Here is a 16,284-nt window from a genome sequence, read left to right as displayed (position 1 = left end):
CGCATCCCGGCGCGCCGCTCAACCGCGCGGCGGCGGCGTCAGGTAAGGCGCCGTCGAGCCCGGCTCGCCATCCTTGATCTCCATCCGCGCGATCGCCTGCAGGTGCACCTCGTCCGGGCCGTCGGCGAAGCGCAGCGCGCGGCCCCAGGTCCACAGGTCGGCGAGCGGCGTATCGGGGCTCAACCCCGCCGCGCCGAACACCTGCATCGCGCGGTCGCAGACGTCCGTATACACGGTCGGCACGAGCGCCTTGATCATCGAGATTTCCTTGCGCGCGGCCTTCGCGCCGACCTTGTCGATCATCCATGCAGCCTTCAGCACCAGCAGGCGCGCCTGGTCGATCTCGATGCGCGAGCGCGCGATCCATTCGCCGACCGTGCCGTGCCGGTTCAGCGGCTTGCCGAACGCGACGCGCGACTGCGCGCGATCGACCATCAGCTCCAGCGCGAGCTCGGCCGCGCCGATCGAACGCATGCAGTGATGAATGCGGCCCGGCCCGAGGCGTGCCTGCGCGAGCGCGAAGCCGCTGCCTTCGTCGCCGAGCAGGTTGCGCGCCGGCACGCGCACGTTGTCGAACGTGATCTCGCAATGCCCTTCCGGCGCGTGGTGATTGACCACCGTGATGTTGCGCACGACCGTCACGCCCGGCGTGTCGCGCGGCACGAGAATCATGCTCTGCTGCTGATGCGACTCGGCGCCGGGATCGGTCTTGCCCATCACGATGAAGATCTTGCAGTTCGGATGCGCGGCGTTCGTGATGAACCATTTGCGGCCGTTGATCACGTACTCGTCGCCCGCGCGCTCGATGCGTGTCGTGATGTTCGTCGCATCCGACGACGCCACGTCGGGCTCCGTCATCGCGAACGCCGAACGGATCTCGCCGCGCAGCAGCGGCAGCAGCCACTGTTCGCGCTGCTCGGGCGTCGCGAACATGTGCAGCAGCTCCATGTTGCCCGTGTCCGGCGCATTGCAGTTGAACACCTCCGACGCCCAGCTCACGCGCCCCATGATCTCGGCGAGCGGCGCGTATTCGAGGTTCGTCAGGCCCGTGCCGGGCTCGTCGCCCTTCAGGTGCGGCAGGAACAGGTTCCACAGCCCTTCCGCCTTCGCGCGTTCCTTCAGCTCCTCCATGAACGACACGGGATACTGGCCCGCATGCACTTCCTCGTTCCACTGGCGGATGCGCGGCACGATGTGTGCGTCCATGAACGCGCGCACGCGCTCGCGCAGTTCTTCCACTTTCGGGGTGTAGCCAAAGTCCATGATCGACTCCTCGAGATTCCGTGTTCGGTTCGGTCAGAAAGCCGAGACACCGCCGTCGACGGCGACGGCCTGCCCGGTCAGGTAAGTGTTTTCCTTCGCGCACAGCGTCAGCATCGTCGCGACGATTTCGTCGGGCCGGCCCAGCCGCTTCATCGGCGAGCCCTGCGCGAGAAAATCCTGGCGGTCGCCGAGATCGCTGTCGATGACCATCGGCGTCGTGCTGTAGAACGGGCACACCGCGTTCACGCGAATGCCGTGGCGCGCGTATTCGAGTGCGGCCGTCTTCGTAAGCCCGACCACCGCATGCTTCGACGCCGCGTACGCGGCCAGCTTCGGCGCGCCGCCGAGCCCGGCCATCGACGCGACGTTCAGGATCACGCCTTCGCGCTGCGCGAGCATCTGGCGGATCTGGTGCTTCATCCCGAAGAACACGCCCTTCGCGTTCACCGCGAAGCTCAGGTCGAGATCGGCTTCGTCGGTGTCGATCAGCGCCTTCATCGGCGGTGCAATGCCTGCGTTGTTGATGCCGACGTCGAGCCGCCCGAAGCGCGCAGCGGCTTCGTGCACCAGCGCCGCGACGTCGGCTTCGACACGCACGTCGCAGCGCTGCGCGATCACGTCGGCGCCGGCGGCGCGCAGCGGCGCGGCCACGCGTTCGAGCGCGTCGCCGTTCAGGTCGCCGAGTGCCAGCCGCGCGCCCATCGCGGCCAGCTCGCTCGAGAGCAACGCGCCGAAGCCGCTCGCGGCGCCGGTAATCATCACGGCCTGCCCGGCGTAACTGTCGATTTTCATCGCGCGCTCAGATCGTCAGGCCGCCGTCGACGACGATGCATTCGCCGTTCGTGTAGCTCGCCGCGTCCGACACGAGATACAGCACGGTGCCGGCCATCTCGCGCGGCTCCGCGTGGCGGCGCAGCGGGATCTTCGCCATCCAGGTTTCGTAGATGTCCTTGTCGGCGAACAGCGCGCCCGCGAACTTCGTCTTCGTCAGGCCCGGCAGCAGCGCGTTCACGCGGATGCCGAGCGGCCCGCATTCCTTCGCGAACGCCTTCGTCATGTTGACGACCGCCGCCTTCGTGATCGAGTAGATGCCCTGCCGGTCGCCCGGCTGCAGCGCATTCACCGACGCCGTGTTGACGATCGCGCCGCCGCCGTTCTCCTTCATCAGCTTGCCGGCCTCGACCGACATGAAGAAGTAGCCGCGGATGTTCACGTCGACGGTCTTCTCGTACGCGGCGAGGTCGGTATCCAGGATGTGCCCGAAATACGGGTTCGCGGCCGCGTTGTTCACGAGGATGTCGAGCCGCCCGTGCTTGCCGCGGATATGCTCGAACGTCGCGGCGATATCTTCCAGCCGCCCGACGTGGCACGCCAGCGCCTCGGCGCGGCCACCTGCCGCGACGATCGCGTCGGCCACGGCCCGGCAATCGTCGAGCTTGCGGCTCGACACGATCACGTGTGCGCCCTGCTCTGCAAGCAGCTTCGCGATTTCCTCGCCGATGCCGCGGCTCGCGCCCGTCACCAGCGCGATCTTGCCGGTCAGGTCGAACAGATTCGTTGCCATGTCGTTGTGCTCCTCCATTGATGGTTTGTCGTGTCGCTGCTCTGCGATCCCGGCGATGTCTGCGATGTCTGCGATGTCTGCGATGTCTGCGATGTCGATGATGTCGGTGATGTCGGTGATGTCGGTGATGTCGGTGATGTCGGTGATGTCGGCGATCCCGGCGATGTCGGCGATTTCAGCGATGCGCGTCGATCACGCTCACGGCCAGTTCGGCCAGCCGCCCGGCCATTTCGCCGACGCGCAGCGCTTGCTCGCTCGACGCGTTGCCCTGCAGCGCGCGCGCCTTCACGCCCTGCGCGATCGCCGCGAGGCGGAAGAAACTGAATGCGAGGTAGAAATGCCAGTCGCGGATCGGCTCGATCCCGCGCAGTTCGCAATAACGCGCGACGATCGCCGCTTCGTCCGGGATGCCGAGTTCCGCGCGATCCTGGCCCGCGATCCCGCGCACCTGCCCGCCGGACGGCAGCCGCAGGCACATGCAGAAATACGCGAGATCGGCGAGCGGGTTGCCGAGCGTCGACAGCTCCCAGTCGAGCACGGCCTGCACGCGATAGCTGTCGCGCGCGAACATCAGGTTGTCGATCCGGAAATCGCCGTGCACCAGCGCCGGCCGGCCCGTGTCCTCGGGGCACGCCTTCGGCAGCCAGTCGATCAGCGTCTCCATCGCGTCGAGGCGCTCGGTTTCGGCCGCGCGATACTGCTTCGTCCACACGCCGATCTGGCGCTCGAAGTAATTGCCGGGGCGGCCGTAGTCGGCGAGGCCCACCGCGTTGACGTCGACGTCGTGCAAGGCGGCCATCGTCCGCAGCAGCGCGTCGTAGCAGGCCGCGCGATCGGCCTTCGGCAGCTCCGGCAGCGCGGGATCCCAGAAGATCCGGCCGTCCTCGAAGCTCATCACGTAGAACATGCTGCCGATCACGTCGCGGTCGACGCAGAGGTGATACGGACGCGCGACCGGCACCGCGGTGCCCGACAGCGCGGTCAGCACGCGGAATTCGCGGTCGACCGCATGCGCGGATTTCAGCAGTTCGCCCGGCGGCTGGCGGCGCAGCACGTAGCGGCCGCTCTTCGCGTGCAGCAGGAAAGTCGGATTCGACTGGCCGCCGGCAAACTTCTCCGCGTCGACCGGGCCTTCGAAGCCCGGCACGTGCGCTTCCAGATAGCGCGTGAGGCGGGCCACATCGAGTTGCTGGGAGGGGTTCGTCATCGTCGCGATCGTTCGTGGGTCAGCCGTAGGTTCGCAGCGCGTGTCGTTCGGGATCCTCCAGATGCGGGATGCCGTTGAACGACGCGAGGTGGAACGCATCGGCGTTGAAGAAAAACTGCGAAAGACTGCTGTTGCGGATCTGCAGGTTCAGCGCGATCGCGCTCGACGGTGGCGCCGCGAGCACCTGCTGCACGGTGACCGCGATCGGGCCGCCGGAGCTCACCGCGAGCACGCGCTGGCCGTCGCCGTGGCGAATCGCGGCGCGCGCATCGGCGACGCGCTGCTGGAAGTGCGCCCAGGTCTCGGGGGCCGCGTCGCCGAGCTTGTCCTCGGACCACAGCTGCAGCACCTGCCGGAGCGCACGGAAATATTCCTTCATCGATCCGGCCGCGAGCCGCGCGATCTCCGGATAGTCGCCGGCGGCCGCCGCGAACAGCCCGTGAAAGTCGTATTCGTTCAGGCCCGGATGGCGGTCGTACGACACGCCTTCGCGGCCCATCCCGCGCAGGATCGCGTCGACCGTCTGCGCGTGGCGGTTCAGCGTGCCGCAGATCACGCGATCGAACGCCAGGCCTTGCCGCGCGAAGTATTCGCCGAGCCACACGCCCTGCTGCTCGCCGGCCGCGGACAGCCGGTCGTAGTCGTCGGTGCCGAACGACGCCTGCCCGTGCCGTACCAGAAAGAGTTCAGCCATCGCATGCCCGCCAGATCAGAAGGATTCAGCATAGGGGGCGGCCATGCATTTTTGAAATTTATTTTTTGAATTGGCCGGTATTCATTTCATGAATTCGGTCGCCCTCCCATCGGGCTCGTTTGCCGGACACCGCCCGGCGGCACGCGAATTGCGGCGCCCACCACCGTCAAGTCCACAACGTTCCAGGAGGGGTGCGATGCTCGGTACGCTCCTTATCGTCATACTGATTTTGTTGCTCATCGGAGCATTTCCTACATGGCCGCACAGCCGAAGCTGGGGCTACTGGCCTTCGAGCACGGTCGGGCTGATCGTCGTCATCGTCGTCGTGCTGGTGCTGCTGGGCCAAATTTGAGGCCCGGCGGCACCGGTCGTGTTGCCGGGAAGCTTGTTCCGGCGGGATGCGGCGACACATCCAGTATCACGGATCGTCGGGCATTCCCCGCCGCGGCTTCAGCCCCCGGCCGGGGGCCGAAGTGCCGGCCGGTCACGCGGAATGCGTGGCGCTTCCGTCGATGGCCGCCTGCAGCGATCGTTCCGCCGCGGGCGTCACCAGTACGATCTTGCCGATGTGGCGGCCCGAATCCATCAGCTCGTGTGCGCTGCGCGCGTCGCGAAAATCGAACAGCCGGTAGACCTGCGGCTTGACGGCCCCTTGCCGGATCAGCGGCCACACGGCCTCTTCGAGCTCGCGAATGATCTGCGCCTTCTCCGCGTAGGTGCGCGAGCGCAGCGTCGAGCCGATGTGCGTGAGCCGCTTCGTCAGCATCGGAAACAGGTCGAGCTCCTTCGCGGGACCTTTGATCACGCCGATCTGCACGATGCGGCCGTTTATCGCGGCCGCCGCGAAATTGCGCGCGACATAGTCGCCGGCGATGATGTCGACGATCACGTCGACGCCCTTGCCGCCCGTGAAGCGCGCGACCTCCTCGACGAAATCCTCGTTGCGGTAGTCGATCGCGAGATCCGCGCCAAGACGCATGCTCGCGTCGCGCTGCGCGTCCGAACCGACGGTCGTGATGATCGTCGACGCGCCGAACGCCTTCGCCAGCATCGTCGCCGTCGTGCCGATCCCCGACGCACCGCCGTGGATCAGCACGCTCTCGCCGGCTTCGAACTGCCCGCGCTGAAACAGGTTCAGCCAGACCGTCATGAAGGTCTCCGGCAGCGCCGCTGCTTCGGCCATGCCGAGGCCGTCGGGAATCGCGAGCGTGTTGTTCTCGTTCGCCACCGCGTATTGCGCATAGCCGCCACCGGGAATCAGCGCGCAGACACGATCGCCGACAACGAACCGCGTGACGTCGCGCCCGACCGCGACGACGTCGCCGGCGATCTCGAGGCCGGGAATGTCGGACGCGCCGGGCGGCGGATCGTACAGCCCCTTGCGCTGGAATACGTCGGGGCCGTTTACGCCGGCCGCGTGAATCCGGATCAGCACTTCGCCGGGCCCCGGCGACGGCACTGCGCGCGTGGCCGGTACGAGCACTTCAGGGCCGCCGGGACGCACGATTTCGATCGCGGTCATGTCGGCGGGGAGGGTTTGGGCATCGTCAATCACGATATGATCCTCAACGTTCGTCGATGCGCGGCCGATTCGCGGGCCATCCCCGAATCGCGGCATCGCAATGTGTGTGAGGCCAGTCTATGGGCGATGCCGCTCGCGGGCACGCAGCGAATTGCCGATCGGGGAATGCAAAAATGCATCAGTCGGGACAAACGATGAATTGGGACGACGCACGCGTATTCCTCGCGATTCATCGCGAGCGCACGCTGCGCCGCGCGGCACAGACGCTCGGCGTCGATCAGGCAACGGTCGGGCGGCGGCTCGCGACGCTCGAGCATATGCTCGGCGCGACGCTGTTCCTGCGCTCGTCGAAAGGCTATCTGCCCACGCCGGTCGGCGAACTGGCGCTGCGCGCCGCCGAGGCGATGGAGCAACATGCACACGAGCTGGTGCGGCTGACGCAGGGTGTCGACCGGCGGCTTGCCGGCGAGGTGAAGATCACGACGACCGATGCGCTCGCGATCGAGTTCGTGATGCCGTCGATCGCACGGCTGCATGCGAAGCATCCCGACGTCTCCTTCGCGCTGAACACGTCATCGCAAATCCTGAATCTCGCGAAGCGCGAAGCCGACATCGCGATCCGTACGGTGCGGCCCGACAACCCCGATCTGGTCGCACGCCGCCTCGCGCACTGGGACATGGGCCTGTTCGCGTCGCACGACTATCTGCACCGGCACGGCGAGCCCGAGCGCGGCCACGCATTCGCGGGCCACGACCTCGTCGTCTACCAGCCGTACATCGACGCCAGCCGCAAGCCGACCCTCGTCGGCGAGTCGATCGACGGCGGGCGCATCGTCGCGCGCATGAACTCGAACCTGATGGCGCGCGCCGCGGTGCGCTCGGGCCTCGGCATCGGCGAGATTCCGGTCTACATGGGCGAGCGCGACGGGCTCGTCCGCCTGTGGCCGGAGCGCGTGAGGCAGGCGCCTTACGAGGTCTGGCTCGTCACGCACCGCGACCTGCGCCACACCGCGCGCATCCGCGCGGCGATCGACGAGATCGTGTTCGCGTTCGCCGCGCATCGGTGATGCGGATGGCACGCGGGCGCGGGCGCGGGCCGGTGGCGCCGACCAGCGACAACTGCCGGAAGCGGCTGTCCCGGTGGAGCGAAAGTTCGTCGATATCGTTCACGGTCTCACCTGCCCGTGCCATTCCGGCCCGCCGGGCATCGGGTTGTCTCGCCCGATCCGGCGCCGGCAGCAGGCCGACTAGCAAACGAATGCGTCAGGTTATCAAATGATCCGGAAGATTCATTCGCTCCCTTCGCCGACGTGCGATGCCGGCCTCGCCTATCAACGCGGTCAAAGGCCGGCAGTTCCGCTTGCGCTCGCGTCCGGCGAAGCGGACCCACCGCGACACGTCGGCTGCCCCGGAATCTCGACGACGCGCCCGTGCAGCGGCCGCGGCACGCCCGGATACACATTGAAGGGTTCGACGGCCTGCCCGTCCACCTTCGCTTCCTTCACCGCATAACGCACGGTTCCCGTCGCCGTGAGCCGCGCGCCGTGCGCGTCGCACGCGACGGACAATGCCTCTTTCCGGCTCTCCGGCATCTGCCGGACAAGCGCACTGAATCCAAGATTGACGACGATGCTCCCGGTCGCCTTCTGCTGCCCCTGCGGCATCACCTTGATCTCGGGTTTGACGTCCAGCCGATACACCGTCTCGTCCCGAACCGCCCGCAACGGCTTCAATGCAATGTTCTTGGTCTGCCCGGGCGCGAGCGTCAGCTTGAATGGAAATGCATAGAGCGCCGGCTTCGCCTCGTTGCCGACCGGCTCGAGTTTCTCGTCTTTCAGCGGCACGCCGGGATTGAGCAAGCGCGACAATGAAATGGTCACGTACTCGGGGCGATCGCCGTTGTTGACGATCTGCACGCTTGTTGTACCCGAATCGATCGGGATTTCCTTCGGAAATACATCGATCGTCGCAACCGCGACGCCAGGAATCAGCGCGGCGAGCGTGGCCGCAATCGGAAGAAAGAATGAACGCAATCTCATGTTGGGGTCCAGTTGAATCGGCACCCCGGGAAGGCATGCCGGTGCTGCCGTCGTGCGCAGTTTGCCATTCGCATGCGCGCATGCAAGCTTTGACGCAGACGACACTCGGAAACGGAAAATCCAAAGCACACCGCCCGCAACACGGCGGGCGGTGAGAAGCCGGAACGTCTCCGCGATGGGGAGACGGCCACCACTACTGCTGTTTCACGACGACCGGCTCGAACACGAGCGACAGTGTGCCCGTATAGGTACCGACCGTGCTCCTGAAGTCGCCTTCCGGCGGATACGCGGAAACGGCGAGACGGTAATAGCCTTCGGAATCGACGTTGGGCGACGGCGGCGCCGGGTTGTCGAACTCGACCACCTGCCCGACGACGAGCGGCTTCTGGTCGGCGCCTTCGGCGCCGATGCTGACCGCCGGTTTGCGGAACGCGAGCGTCGGCTTGCCTTGGTTCCGGATATCGAGCGGTTGATCCATGCGAACCTGAAATCTGCCCGTCGTCGATACCACGCGCAGCCGCGCATCCACCTCGTACGCAGTCTCCCAGCCGCCGAGCTGCTGCATCGTCAGGCCCTGCCCGAACCAGCCGCCCTTGTCGTCGGTGATGATCAGATTGTTCGGGCGGACGATCTTGGCCGTAATCTTGCTCTGCGTCTTGCCTTTGATCTCCAGGGTTTCCGCCGATACGTACATCGGCTGGAGCACCAGTGCGGCCAGCAATCCGCTCAGGATGAATTTGCTCATTTCGCTTCCTATGATTTCGTGACGACCGTGAACGACAGCACATCGCTGTAGTCGCCAGCATCCACAGTCGCGTCGACCGAGGTCCTGAACGTCGGCACAAAGCACGTGCGAAAGTTGTTGTTCAACAGCACCGGGCTTGCGCTTGTATTCGGCAACCGGAATGTCGCGCTGCCGCTGTCCAGCGTCAGGTCGTACGGGACCGTCTGCGACGGCTTGATCGTATTCCTGAGCAGATACCGGTTACCCGAAACACCGTTCGCACTCGTCGCATTGATGACAAAATTGCGAGTACCGCTTTCGAGCCCCGTGTACGTAAAGCAGAGCTGTTGCTCCGCACCGGCGAGCGTCTTCTCGTCATCGCCTCCCTGCAACTCCCCGAGATTCCAGTCGGGTGCCACCACATCTACCGCGAGAGTGGCTGGCGGTTCTGGCGGTGGAACTCCGGGATCGATCACCTTGCATGTGCTGGCGCCGCTGACAGCGGTGACATACACTCCGCCGGTTTCTTCGCCAACGTCGGAACCGCTCGTAAAGTTGCCTGCACGGATGGAAATGCCGGGCCATTCCTTGATGACGGAATTGTTGATCAAGGCCTCGACTCGGGCCACGTATGGCTCTTGGTTCTGCCATTCCGGTGACACGGTTCCCAGCTTGTTATACATTACATAACCGTTACCCTCATAAGGGCGCTCCCCGCTCTTCACTCCGTTTATCGTGACATACTTTGCTACAGCACTGCTTGGCCGCAACTTCCCGTTGGCATCGTACCTATAGATCAGGATGCCTCGAGACCAAAATGAGTGGTTTCCGGTCGCTCCTTTTGCCGATCGATAATTAAAGTCCACGTGGACCGTACTGGTACCATCCCCGTTGTTCGTCCACGTGCATCCCGCGTAGCTGTCGACCACTTTGGCCGTGTTTAGGCTCCATTGCGCAGACGCGTTCAACGAAAGCACCGTCAAACATGCGCCAAAGATGCAACCTCGCCATCGCCGAATAACTCCGAAGTTTTTCATCGATTCTTCATTCCAATTAAGTCAATACGTCAAGCTGGTCATAGCTGGAAATGGCCCCTGCGACCTGCGTTGCATGCTTGGCGACGTGAGGAAACGGCCTTATCCGCGCAACACTCCATGTGCGATTGTGTTCAGCCACACGTCATCTCGACGGCAGCGGCGCACATCGTTTCGGCAATCGCGGGTTACTGCACCGACGCTGCACGTTGGTAGATCACCACGCCATATCCGACATTCACGAACAGCGGAGCCGGTGCACCTTCGCTCTGCCCGGCATCGACAGCAATCCGCTCGTTCGGCCGGAACGTGATGCGCCATACCTGCGTTTTCGAAGGAACGGCCAGTTCCTTCAGTCCGATTCGATATTTCTGCCCCGGCGCCAGCGTCAGGCGCCCCGGCACCACGAGCAATGTGGGCCGCGCCACGTCGCCTACCGGCACCAGATGCTCGGGTGTGTCACCCGGATTGGCCAGCAAGTGCTGCTCGATATCCAGGTAAAGCGGCGTATCGCCGGCGTTCTCGACATACAGTTCGGGCGCCGGCTTTTCCGGTTCGAGCGTCAACTCCGTGCGCGACAGCTTCAGCACGCCGGCGGCCATGCTGCAGGTGCAAGCCAACGCCGCCAGCATCCCGAGTGCGACGCGCGACACGCGCATCATCACGGGCACTCCAGCGTCTGCGGCTTGTCGTCGACACGCAACGTCATCCGCTTCGTCGCGAAGTGCTGCGGCGTGCCCGGAAATACGGCGATCGTCTGTGCGGACGGCGCGCCGTCATACGTCACATCGGTGAAGACCTGGCGCACGTTGCCCGTATTCTCGAGCGTCAGCCCGCCGCTCTCGCAACGGTGCGCCCAGCTCACGCGCTGCTTGCCCGGCGGCGGCATGTGCCTTACCAGCACGCCATAACCGACGGATACCGACATCGGCGCGGTGATCTTGTCCTGCGGCGCGTCGTCCACCTTGAGCGACCTGACCGGCACGATATAAAGCCGGTACAGTTCTTCGTTCGCAGGCTCCGCGAGCGACCTGAGCGTGATCGAGCGCGACTGGTTCGGGCCGAGCGTCAGCTTGTCCGGGCTCGCAAGCATGCCCGGATGCTGCAGCTCGCCAAGGCTCTGTTTCTCTTCCGGCGTTTTGCCCGGATTCATCACTTTCTGCGCCGAGATCGACAGGTAGAGCGGCGCGTCGCCCATGTTCTTCACGGTGACGGTCTGGTCGTGGTTGTTGAATACCTTGGTCGTGGCCGGCATCACCATCAGCTCACCTTCGGCATGCGCCGGTTGAGCGGCGGCAAACAGCAGAGCGCACGCTAGTGGAAGCGCGGTTCGCAAGTTCAGTTTCATGTCGTCAATTCCTGTAAATGGTTGAATGCGCCGTCATTGGCAACGGAAGTCGTTTCCGCTGGCGTCCTTCAGGCTGCACGTGTAGCGATGCCCGTTCTGATCGAGCGTGATCTGCGACAGCAAGGTTTTGCTGACGATCGAGAACAGCCCGTTCGGATGCACCGTGTCGCCGGTTTCGATCACCTTGCCGCTCACCGGCTTGCCGTTCGTATCCTTCAGGAAGCCGCTGTACACCATATTGATGTCGACCTTCGCCGACGCCGCGTAGACCTGGCCCGGGTGGGCCCGGACGATGTTCGCCGGCACCTCGACGTTCATGTCGAACTTCTCGCTGTTGCTCATCACGCGTGCGAACGACACGTCGCGATACGCATTGAGCGGCACCGCATACGTGCTGTTGCCGGCTACCGGGCTGCCTTCGACGTTGAACCCGTACTTCATGCCCGGGATGTTCGGCGTTTTCAACAGCATCGCGCTGCCGCTCGTGCTGTAACGGCCGAACGCAACGCCGTCCTTGCTGGCCGCGACCATGCCTCGGTAGTTGAAATCGACGTTGCCGCCGCCGCTGCTCTGGCCGAGGTTCAACGATGCGTCGCCGCGCGTGCCGGAGCGCGTGCCGTACACGTTCACGCCGTAATTGGTGCCGATCCGGTTCGCCGACAGCCCGACGGATGTCGTGCCGAAGCCGTCCTGGAAATCCTTGCGAACGTCGCCGCTGATCTGGGTCTGGCCGCCGGAATGCGCGGCGCTGAAGCTCGCCTGCGCCTTGTCCAGCATCATCGTCATGTTGAAATACACGCCGTAGCCGCCGCTGCCCTGATAGCCGCCCTTCTGCACGCCGAGCGCGAACGTGCCCCACAGGCCGTTCGGCCGGTAGTTCCAGCGTGCCTCGGCCTGCTGCGACTCGCTGAACGCCGAGCGCTGGTAGTTGTAGCCGAACGTCACGCCGCGGAACGTGCGGCTATACGACACCGCCGTGCTCGGCTGACCGGCGTAGAAGCGCGATACGTCGGTGTTCTGGTAGCGGCTGACCATCAGGCTGCCGAGGGCCTCGCTCGCCATCGACAGGTTGACGTAGCCGCCCGTACTGCGTTCGCCGCTCAACAGGCCGAGAGTAGGCGTGATGTCGACGCCGCCCAACTGCATCGGCCGCGTGACGTTGACTTCAGCCGCCCATTTGCCGCCCTTTCCGGCGAGCATCGACCCGTTCAGGTAGAACTGCTTGAAGTTCCGGCTGACCGCGGCCTCGAGCAGATAGCCGCCGTCGCCCATCTCCTTGCCGGCCGTCAAATGCCATGCGTTGCCGCTGTTCGCGCCGAAATTGAGGTTGTTGACCTCGCGGGTTTCCCGGTTGACCACATTACCGTTCCGGTCGACGAGGCGAACCTCGACCGAGTAGTAGCCGCCCGGCAGATCGGCGAAGCTGATCTCGTTGCGGCCGAGCACGGCCGGCCGTTTCAGGATCTGCCGGCCGTTCCGGTAGAACTCGTAGTTGCCTTCGGCCGACGCGTAGAGAATCAGCGATCCGGCCTTGCTGTCGACCTGCAGGTGGGTCTGGCTGCCGACCGTCACGAACTGGTCGAAGCTCGGCGACAGCAGCGTGTTGACCGTGCCGGCCGCGTAATCAATGTTGTTTTGCTTGCCCGCCCGCACGTACGTTCGGGCGAAATTCTTCTGCAGGTAGTACGAAGACAGCCCCTGCTGGCTGGTGCTTGAATTGCGCGTTTCGGTACGGTTCGCGTACCAGCTCATGTAGCCGAAGCTCTGGAACGGAAGCCCGACATACGTGTTGCCGTTCACGTTGACCGCGCGGTAGCCGTCGGACGCCGCCCGCAAGTCGAGCGCCTGGTTGTTGACCAGCCCGAAACCCGTTTCCGGCGCGATATAGTCCTCGCGCGAATCGCGGATCGAGATCGACCGCTTCAGCTTGTCGACGGTAACGTAGTACCCGGCTATCAAGTCGTCGCAGCCCTTGCTGCAGCGCTTGTAGTCGAGCTGCGAGATCACGCTCCGAATGGTGTCGACATTTTCGGGCGAGATACCGTTTGCCGCATACTTGGCCGCGTCGAATTCAAGCGACGCGTCCTTTGATGAATAACTGATGAACCCCGGCAGCGTGCGCCCATTGAAGGTCGCAACATAGTTCGCGCTATCGTCCAGTTCAGCCGCACTGAACCCTTCAGGCACGCCATACGTGACCTTTAGTTCTGCGAATGAGTGCGACGAAACAAAAAGAAATGCACCCAGCCACAGCTTGTTGAAACGGAAAGGAGCTTGATAGGCGACCACGCTGATTTCTTCTAGGGAGGGGTGGGAGGGGCTGGCATCGGAATTCTTCGGAAAGAGCCCCGATCGAATCGGGGCTCCGTAAGGGACGGTTACGGTGCCGCTGCTGCGACCGGCTCGAACACCATCACGAGATCGCCGCTGTAGCTGCCGTTCGTGCTGTTCGTGCCGACCTGGGTCGGTGCTTCGACGTCGATCTTCAGGTTGTGGATTTCGTCGTAGCCGCCGTTGCCAGCCGTCACTTGCGTGATCTTCTGGACCGCGCCGAACTTGACTTCAGCATCGCCGCCGTTGCCGGACAGCGACACCTTCGCGTTCTTCATTTCGTACGCGCCGCTCGACAGCTTCAGCGGTTGCGCGAGCGACACGTTGAAGTCGGCGTTCTTCGTCCAGACGCGGACCGGCAGCGTCTTCTCGAACTTGGCTTGCGTGTAGTCGGTGGCCTGCAGTTCTTCCGTGCCGTACCAGGTCGAGCCGTCCGGCTTCGACACGAACATGCCGTCGTTGATCTGGGCGGTCAGCGTGATCTTCTTCGACACCGAATCGGCCTGTGCCGTATGCGCCATGCCGAACAGTGCCGTGGTGACGCCCATTGCCAGAACGAGTTTGCTGAGTTTCATCGAATAATCTCTATAAAAGAAAAATGAGTTTCTGGAATCGAACCACGACTAGTGAATAATCAATCGAAATTCGATGTGTGGGAGATAAATCCCACTGACGCTAGTCTATGGACATTGCTGCTGGCGGAAAATGGGACAAATTCGGAGTTACGCACTCAAACTGCTAGTACAAGTACTAAAAATTGGAAATTGCCTCCTTAAAGCCCTGATTGTTAAGTCGATTTAAAGAATTGTTCGAGACGAGGTAAGCAAAACGCCTTTCGCGGCGGATCGAGCGCGCGTGGTTGCCGCGCTCAGGCGTCGAGCGGCAAGGCGCCGGCCGCGGCAGGAAGCGGCTGTCGCGCTGCGAGACGGGTTGCCGCGCCAAGCAAGCGCATCCTCGGGCATTCACACATGCAACGCGCATGGAGCGGGACGTTCGGAATGGCGCGCGTGCCACGCGGCGCATGCGATGCGTCAACGCATCGACGGGCGAGGGAAAGTGCTACTGCACGTAACCTGCGGTCAATCGCGCCACCATGGATCAGGTCAACGCGCTCGTGCGGAAATGAATGCCTCAGGTTATCAACCGATCCAAAAGATTCATTAGACGGCCCTTCCCCGCCGCGCGATGCTGGCTCCGCCAATCGACGCGGCGTCTGTGCAACGCCGCGCCCGGGCACGGAGCGAGACACATGTCCCACGATCACCGTCAACGGCGCCACACGCTGTGGCTGCTGTGCGCGCTGTCATTCATCCTCTACGTCGACCGCGTGAACCTCGCGACCGCGGCCGGCGCGATCAAGGCCGAACTCGGGTTGTCGAACACCGAACTCGGTATCGCGTTCTCCGCGTTCGCGTATTCGTATGCAATCTGCCAGGTCGGCGGCGGCTGGATCGCCGACCGGTTCGGCGCCCGCATCACGCTGATCGGCTGCGGGCTGATCTGGGTCGTCTCGACCTTCACGACCGGGCTCGTGCACAGTCTCACGCTGCTGTTCGCCGCGCGCCTGCTGCTCGGCATCGGCGAAGGCGCGACGCTGCCCGCCCAGGCCCGCGCGATCACGCACTGGTTCCCGCGCGAGCGGCGCGGCGTCGTGCAGGGCTTCACGCATTCGTTCTCGCGGCTCGGCAACGCGGTCACGCCGCCGATCGTCGCCGCGCTGATGACGTGGCTGTCGTGGCGCGCCGCGTTCTTCGTGATCGGCGCCGTGACGCTGGTGTGGCTCGCGTGGTGGACCGTCGGCTTCCGCGAGCACCCGCTCGGCGACGACGACGGCCGCGCGCGCACCGCCGCCCGGCCCGCGCCGCCGGCCGGGCCCACACCGTGGGGGCCGCTGTTCCGCCGGATGGCGCCGACCATCTTCGTCTACTTCTGCTACGGCTGGACCGCGTGGCTGTTCTTCACGTGGCTGCCGACGTTCTTCCTGAACGGCCAGGGCCTTAACCTGAAATCGACCGCGCTGTTCGCGTCCGGCGTGTTCTTCGCGGGCGTGGTCGGCGACACGCTCGGCGGCTGGCTCTGCGACCGGATCTACCGGAAGACCGGCAACCTCGCGCTGTCGCGCCAGAGCGTGATCGTCACGAGCTTCGCCGGCGCGCTCGTCTGCCTGCTGCCGCTCGCGTTCGTGCATTCCACGGCCGGCATCGCGCTGTGCCTGTCAGGGTCGTTCCTGTGCCTCGAACTGACGATCGGGCCGATCTGGGCGGTGCCGAGCGACATCGCGCCGACCCACGCCGGCATCGCGAGCGGAATGATGAACGCGGGTTCCGCGATCGCGGGGATCCTGTCGCCGATCCTGTTCGGCTATCTCGTCGACCGCACCGGCAGCTGGACGGTGCCTTTCATCGGGTCGGTCGCGATGCTGATGATCGGCATCGTCGCCGCGCTGCGGATTCGTCCGGATCGCACGCTGTCGGCATCGATGCCATCGCTCGCCGATGCGCCCGCCGCGCCGTCGGCGCGCTGAAGCGGTTCGCAGCCGTGGCGCCCGGGTTGCCGGT

Annotated in this window: 16 protein-coding genes; 3 read left to right on the top strand and 13 right to left on the bottom strand. The window is 64.5% G+C overall.

Annotated elements, in window-relative coordinates:
* Positions 1-18: 18 nt before the first annotated feature.
* The 5 genes from OEJ37_RS05785 to OEJ37_RS05765 all read right to left on the bottom strand — a co-directional run bounded on the left by OEJ37_RS05785 (position 19) and on the right by OEJ37_RS05765 (position 4,728).
* Positions 19-1,263, bottom strand: a complete 1,245-nt coding sequence (locus OEJ37_RS05785) for an acyl-CoA dehydrogenase family protein (protein WP_263343485.1) — start codon at positions 1,261-1,263, stop codon at positions 19-21.
* Between the two features lie 33 nt (positions 1,264-1,296).
* Positions 1,297-2,055 carry an SDR family NAD(P)-dependent oxidoreductase gene (locus OEJ37_RS05780; protein WP_263343484.1) on the bottom strand — a complete coding sequence of 253 codons (759 nt, stop codon included), beginning with the start codon at positions 2,053-2,055 and terminating at the stop codon, positions 1,297-1,299.
* Between the two features lie 7 nt (positions 2,056-2,062).
* Positions 2,063-2,827 (bottom strand): SDR family oxidoreductase, encoded by a 765-nt coding sequence (locus OEJ37_RS05775; RefSeq protein WP_263343483.1) that lies wholly within the window; start codon positions 2,825-2,827, stop codon positions 2,063-2,065.
* 175 nt (positions 2,828-3,002) lie between these two features.
* Positions 3,003-4,034 carry a phosphotransferase gene (locus OEJ37_RS05770; RefSeq protein WP_263343481.1) on the bottom strand — a complete coding sequence of 344 codons (1,032 nt, stop codon included), beginning with the start codon at positions 4,032-4,034 and terminating at the stop codon, positions 3,003-3,005.
* 19 nt (positions 4,035-4,053) lie between these two features.
* Positions 4,054-4,728: a histidine phosphatase family protein gene (locus OEJ37_RS05765; protein WP_263343479.1), complete on the bottom strand. Its 675-nt coding sequence runs from the start codon at positions 4,726-4,728 to the stop codon at positions 4,054-4,056.
* A 196-nt stretch (positions 4,729-4,924) separates the two neighbouring features.
* On the opposite strand from OEJ37_RS05765, the gene OEJ37_RS05760 reads away from it, so the two are divergent.
* Entirely contained in the window at positions 4,925-5,080 is a 156-nt protein-coding gene (locus OEJ37_RS05760) for a DUF3309 family protein (protein WP_175917290.1), read from the top strand.
* Positions 5,081-5,212: 132 nt separating this feature from the next.
* Here the strand turns inward: OEJ37_RS05760 and OEJ37_RS05755 are convergent, their stop codons facing one another.
* Positions 5,213-6,250 (bottom strand): NAD(P)H-quinone oxidoreductase, encoded by a 1,038-nt coding sequence (locus OEJ37_RS05755; RefSeq protein ID WP_263343845.1) that lies wholly within the window; start codon positions 6,248-6,250, stop codon positions 5,213-5,215.
* Positions 6,251-6,444: 194 nt separating this feature from the next.
* Here OEJ37_RS05755 and OEJ37_RS05750 point away from each other — a divergent pair, with 194 nt between their 5' ends.
* Positions 6,445-7,317 carry a LysR family transcriptional regulator gene (locus OEJ37_RS05750; RefSeq protein WP_263343476.1) on the top strand — a complete coding sequence of 291 codons (873 nt, stop codon included), beginning with the start codon at positions 6,445-6,447 and terminating at the stop codon, positions 7,315-7,317.
* Positions 7,318-7,590: 273 nt separating this feature from the next.
* On the opposite strand, the gene OEJ37_RS05745 is transcribed toward OEJ37_RS05750, so the two are convergent.
* The 7 genes from OEJ37_RS05745 to OEJ37_RS05715 all read right to left on the bottom strand — a co-directional run bounded on the left by OEJ37_RS05745 (position 7,591) and on the right by OEJ37_RS05715 (position 14,301).
* On the bottom strand, positions 7,591-8,289 hold the full coding sequence (locus OEJ37_RS05745; protein ID WP_263343844.1) for a hypothetical protein: 699 nt from the start codon (positions 8,287-8,289) through the stop codon (positions 7,591-7,593).
* 193 nt (positions 8,290-8,482) lie between these two features.
* Positions 8,483-9,034 carry a hypothetical protein gene (locus OEJ37_RS05740; RefSeq protein ID WP_263343474.1) on the bottom strand — a complete coding sequence of 184 codons (552 nt, stop codon included), beginning with the start codon at positions 9,032-9,034 and terminating at the stop codon, positions 8,483-8,485.
* An 8-nt stretch (positions 9,035-9,042) separates the two neighbouring features.
* Positions 9,043-9,696: a hypothetical protein gene (locus tag OEJ37_RS05735; protein ID WP_263343472.1), complete on the bottom strand. Its 654-nt coding sequence runs from the start codon at positions 9,694-9,696 to the stop codon at positions 9,043-9,045.
* Between the two features lie 539 nt (positions 9,697-10,235).
* Entirely contained in the window at positions 10,236-10,709 is a 474-nt protein-coding gene (locus tag OEJ37_RS05730; RefSeq protein WP_263343471.1) for a hypothetical protein, read from the bottom strand.
* Entirely contained in the window at positions 10,709-11,395 is a 687-nt protein-coding gene (locus OEJ37_RS05725; RefSeq protein WP_263343470.1) for a pilus assembly protein, read from the bottom strand. Before OEJ37_RS05725 ends, OEJ37_RS05730 begins: the two co-directional genes overlap by 1 nt.
* A 33-nt stretch (positions 11,396-11,428) precedes the next feature.
* Entirely contained in the window at positions 11,429-13,684 is a 2,256-nt protein-coding gene (locus OEJ37_RS05720) for a TcfC E-set like domain-containing protein (protein WP_263343469.1), read from the bottom strand.
* Between the two features lie 89 nt (positions 13,685-13,773).
* Entirely contained in the window at positions 13,774-14,301 is a 528-nt protein-coding gene (locus OEJ37_RS05715) for a CS1 type fimbrial major subunit (RefSeq protein ID WP_175917283.1), read from the bottom strand.
* Between the two features lie 674 nt (positions 14,302-14,975).
* Here OEJ37_RS05715 and OEJ37_RS05710 point away from each other — a divergent pair.
* Positions 14,976-16,250: an MFS transporter gene (locus OEJ37_RS05710; protein ID WP_263343468.1), complete on the top strand. Its 1,275-nt coding sequence runs from the start codon at positions 14,976-14,978 to the stop codon at positions 16,248-16,250.
* Positions 16,251-16,284: the final 34 nt, after the last annotated feature.

Source organism: Burkholderia sp. BKH01 (assembly GCF_025685725.1).
Classification (GTDB): Bacteria; Pseudomonadota; Gammaproteobacteria; order Burkholderiales; family Burkholderiaceae; genus Burkholderia; species Burkholderia pyrrocinia_C.
The sequence above is the reverse complement of the archived record's forward strand: the minus strand, read 5'-3'. Positions and strand labels throughout refer to the sequence as shown.

What these genes read in the sequence shown, in the direction of transcription:
- OEJ37_RS05775 (WP_263343483.1), bottom strand. Translation starts at nt 2,827, where the DNA reads ATGGCAACGAATCTGTTCGACCTGACCGGCAAGATCGCGCTGGTGACG.
- OEJ37_RS05710 (WP_263343468.1), top strand. Translation starts at nt 14,976, where the DNA reads ATGTCCCACGATCACCGTCAACGGCGCCACACGCTGTGGCTGCTGTGC.
- OEJ37_RS05740 (WP_263343474.1), bottom strand. Translation starts at nt 9,034, where the DNA reads ATGAGCAAATTCATCCTGAGCGGATTGCTGGCCGCACTGGTGCTCCAG.
- OEJ37_RS05735 (WP_263343472.1), bottom strand. Translation starts at nt 9,696, where the DNA reads ATGTATAACAAGCTGGGAACCGTGTCACCGGAATGGCAGAACCAAGAG.
- OEJ37_RS05725 (WP_263343470.1), bottom strand. Translation starts at nt 11,395, where the DNA reads ATGAAACTGAACTTGCGAACCGCGCTTCCACTAGCGTGCGCTCTGCTG.
- OEJ37_RS05745 (WP_263343844.1), bottom strand. Translation starts at nt 8,289, where the DNA reads ATGAGATTGCGTTCATTCTTTCTTCCGATTGCGGCCACGCTCGCCGCG.
- OEJ37_RS05755 (WP_263343845.1), bottom strand. Translation starts at nt 6,250, where the DNA reads ATGACCGCGATCGAAATCGTGCGTCCCGGCGGCCCTGAAGTGCTCGTA.
- OEJ37_RS05730 (WP_263343471.1), bottom strand. Translation starts at nt 10,709, where the DNA reads ATGATGCGCGTGTCGCGCGTCGCACTCGGGATGCTGGCGGCGTTGGCT.
- OEJ37_RS05780 (WP_263343484.1), bottom strand. Translation starts at nt 2,055, where the DNA reads ATGAAAATCGACAGTTACGCCGGGCAGGCCGTGATGATTACCGGCGCC.
- OEJ37_RS05715 (WP_175917283.1), bottom strand. Translation starts at nt 14,301, where the DNA reads ATGAAACTCAGCAAACTCGTTCTGGCAATGGGCGTCACCACGGCACTG.
- OEJ37_RS05765 (WP_263343479.1), bottom strand. Translation starts at nt 4,728, where the DNA reads ATGGCTGAACTCTTTCTGGTACGGCACGGGCAGGCGTCGTTCGGCACC.
- OEJ37_RS05750 (WP_263343476.1), top strand. Translation starts at nt 6,445, where the DNA reads ATGAATTGGGACGACGCACGCGTATTCCTCGCGATTCATCGCGAGCGC.
- OEJ37_RS05785 (WP_263343485.1), bottom strand. Translation starts at nt 1,263, where the DNA reads ATGGACTTTGGCTACACCCCGAAAGTGGAAGAACTGCGCGAGCGCGTG.
- OEJ37_RS05770 (WP_263343481.1), bottom strand. Translation starts at nt 4,034, where the DNA reads ATGACGAACCCCTCCCAGCAACTCGATGTGGCCCGCCTCACGCGCTAT.
- OEJ37_RS05760 (WP_175917290.1), top strand. Translation starts at nt 4,925, where the DNA reads ATGCTCGGTACGCTCCTTATCGTCATACTGATTTTGTTGCTCATCGGA.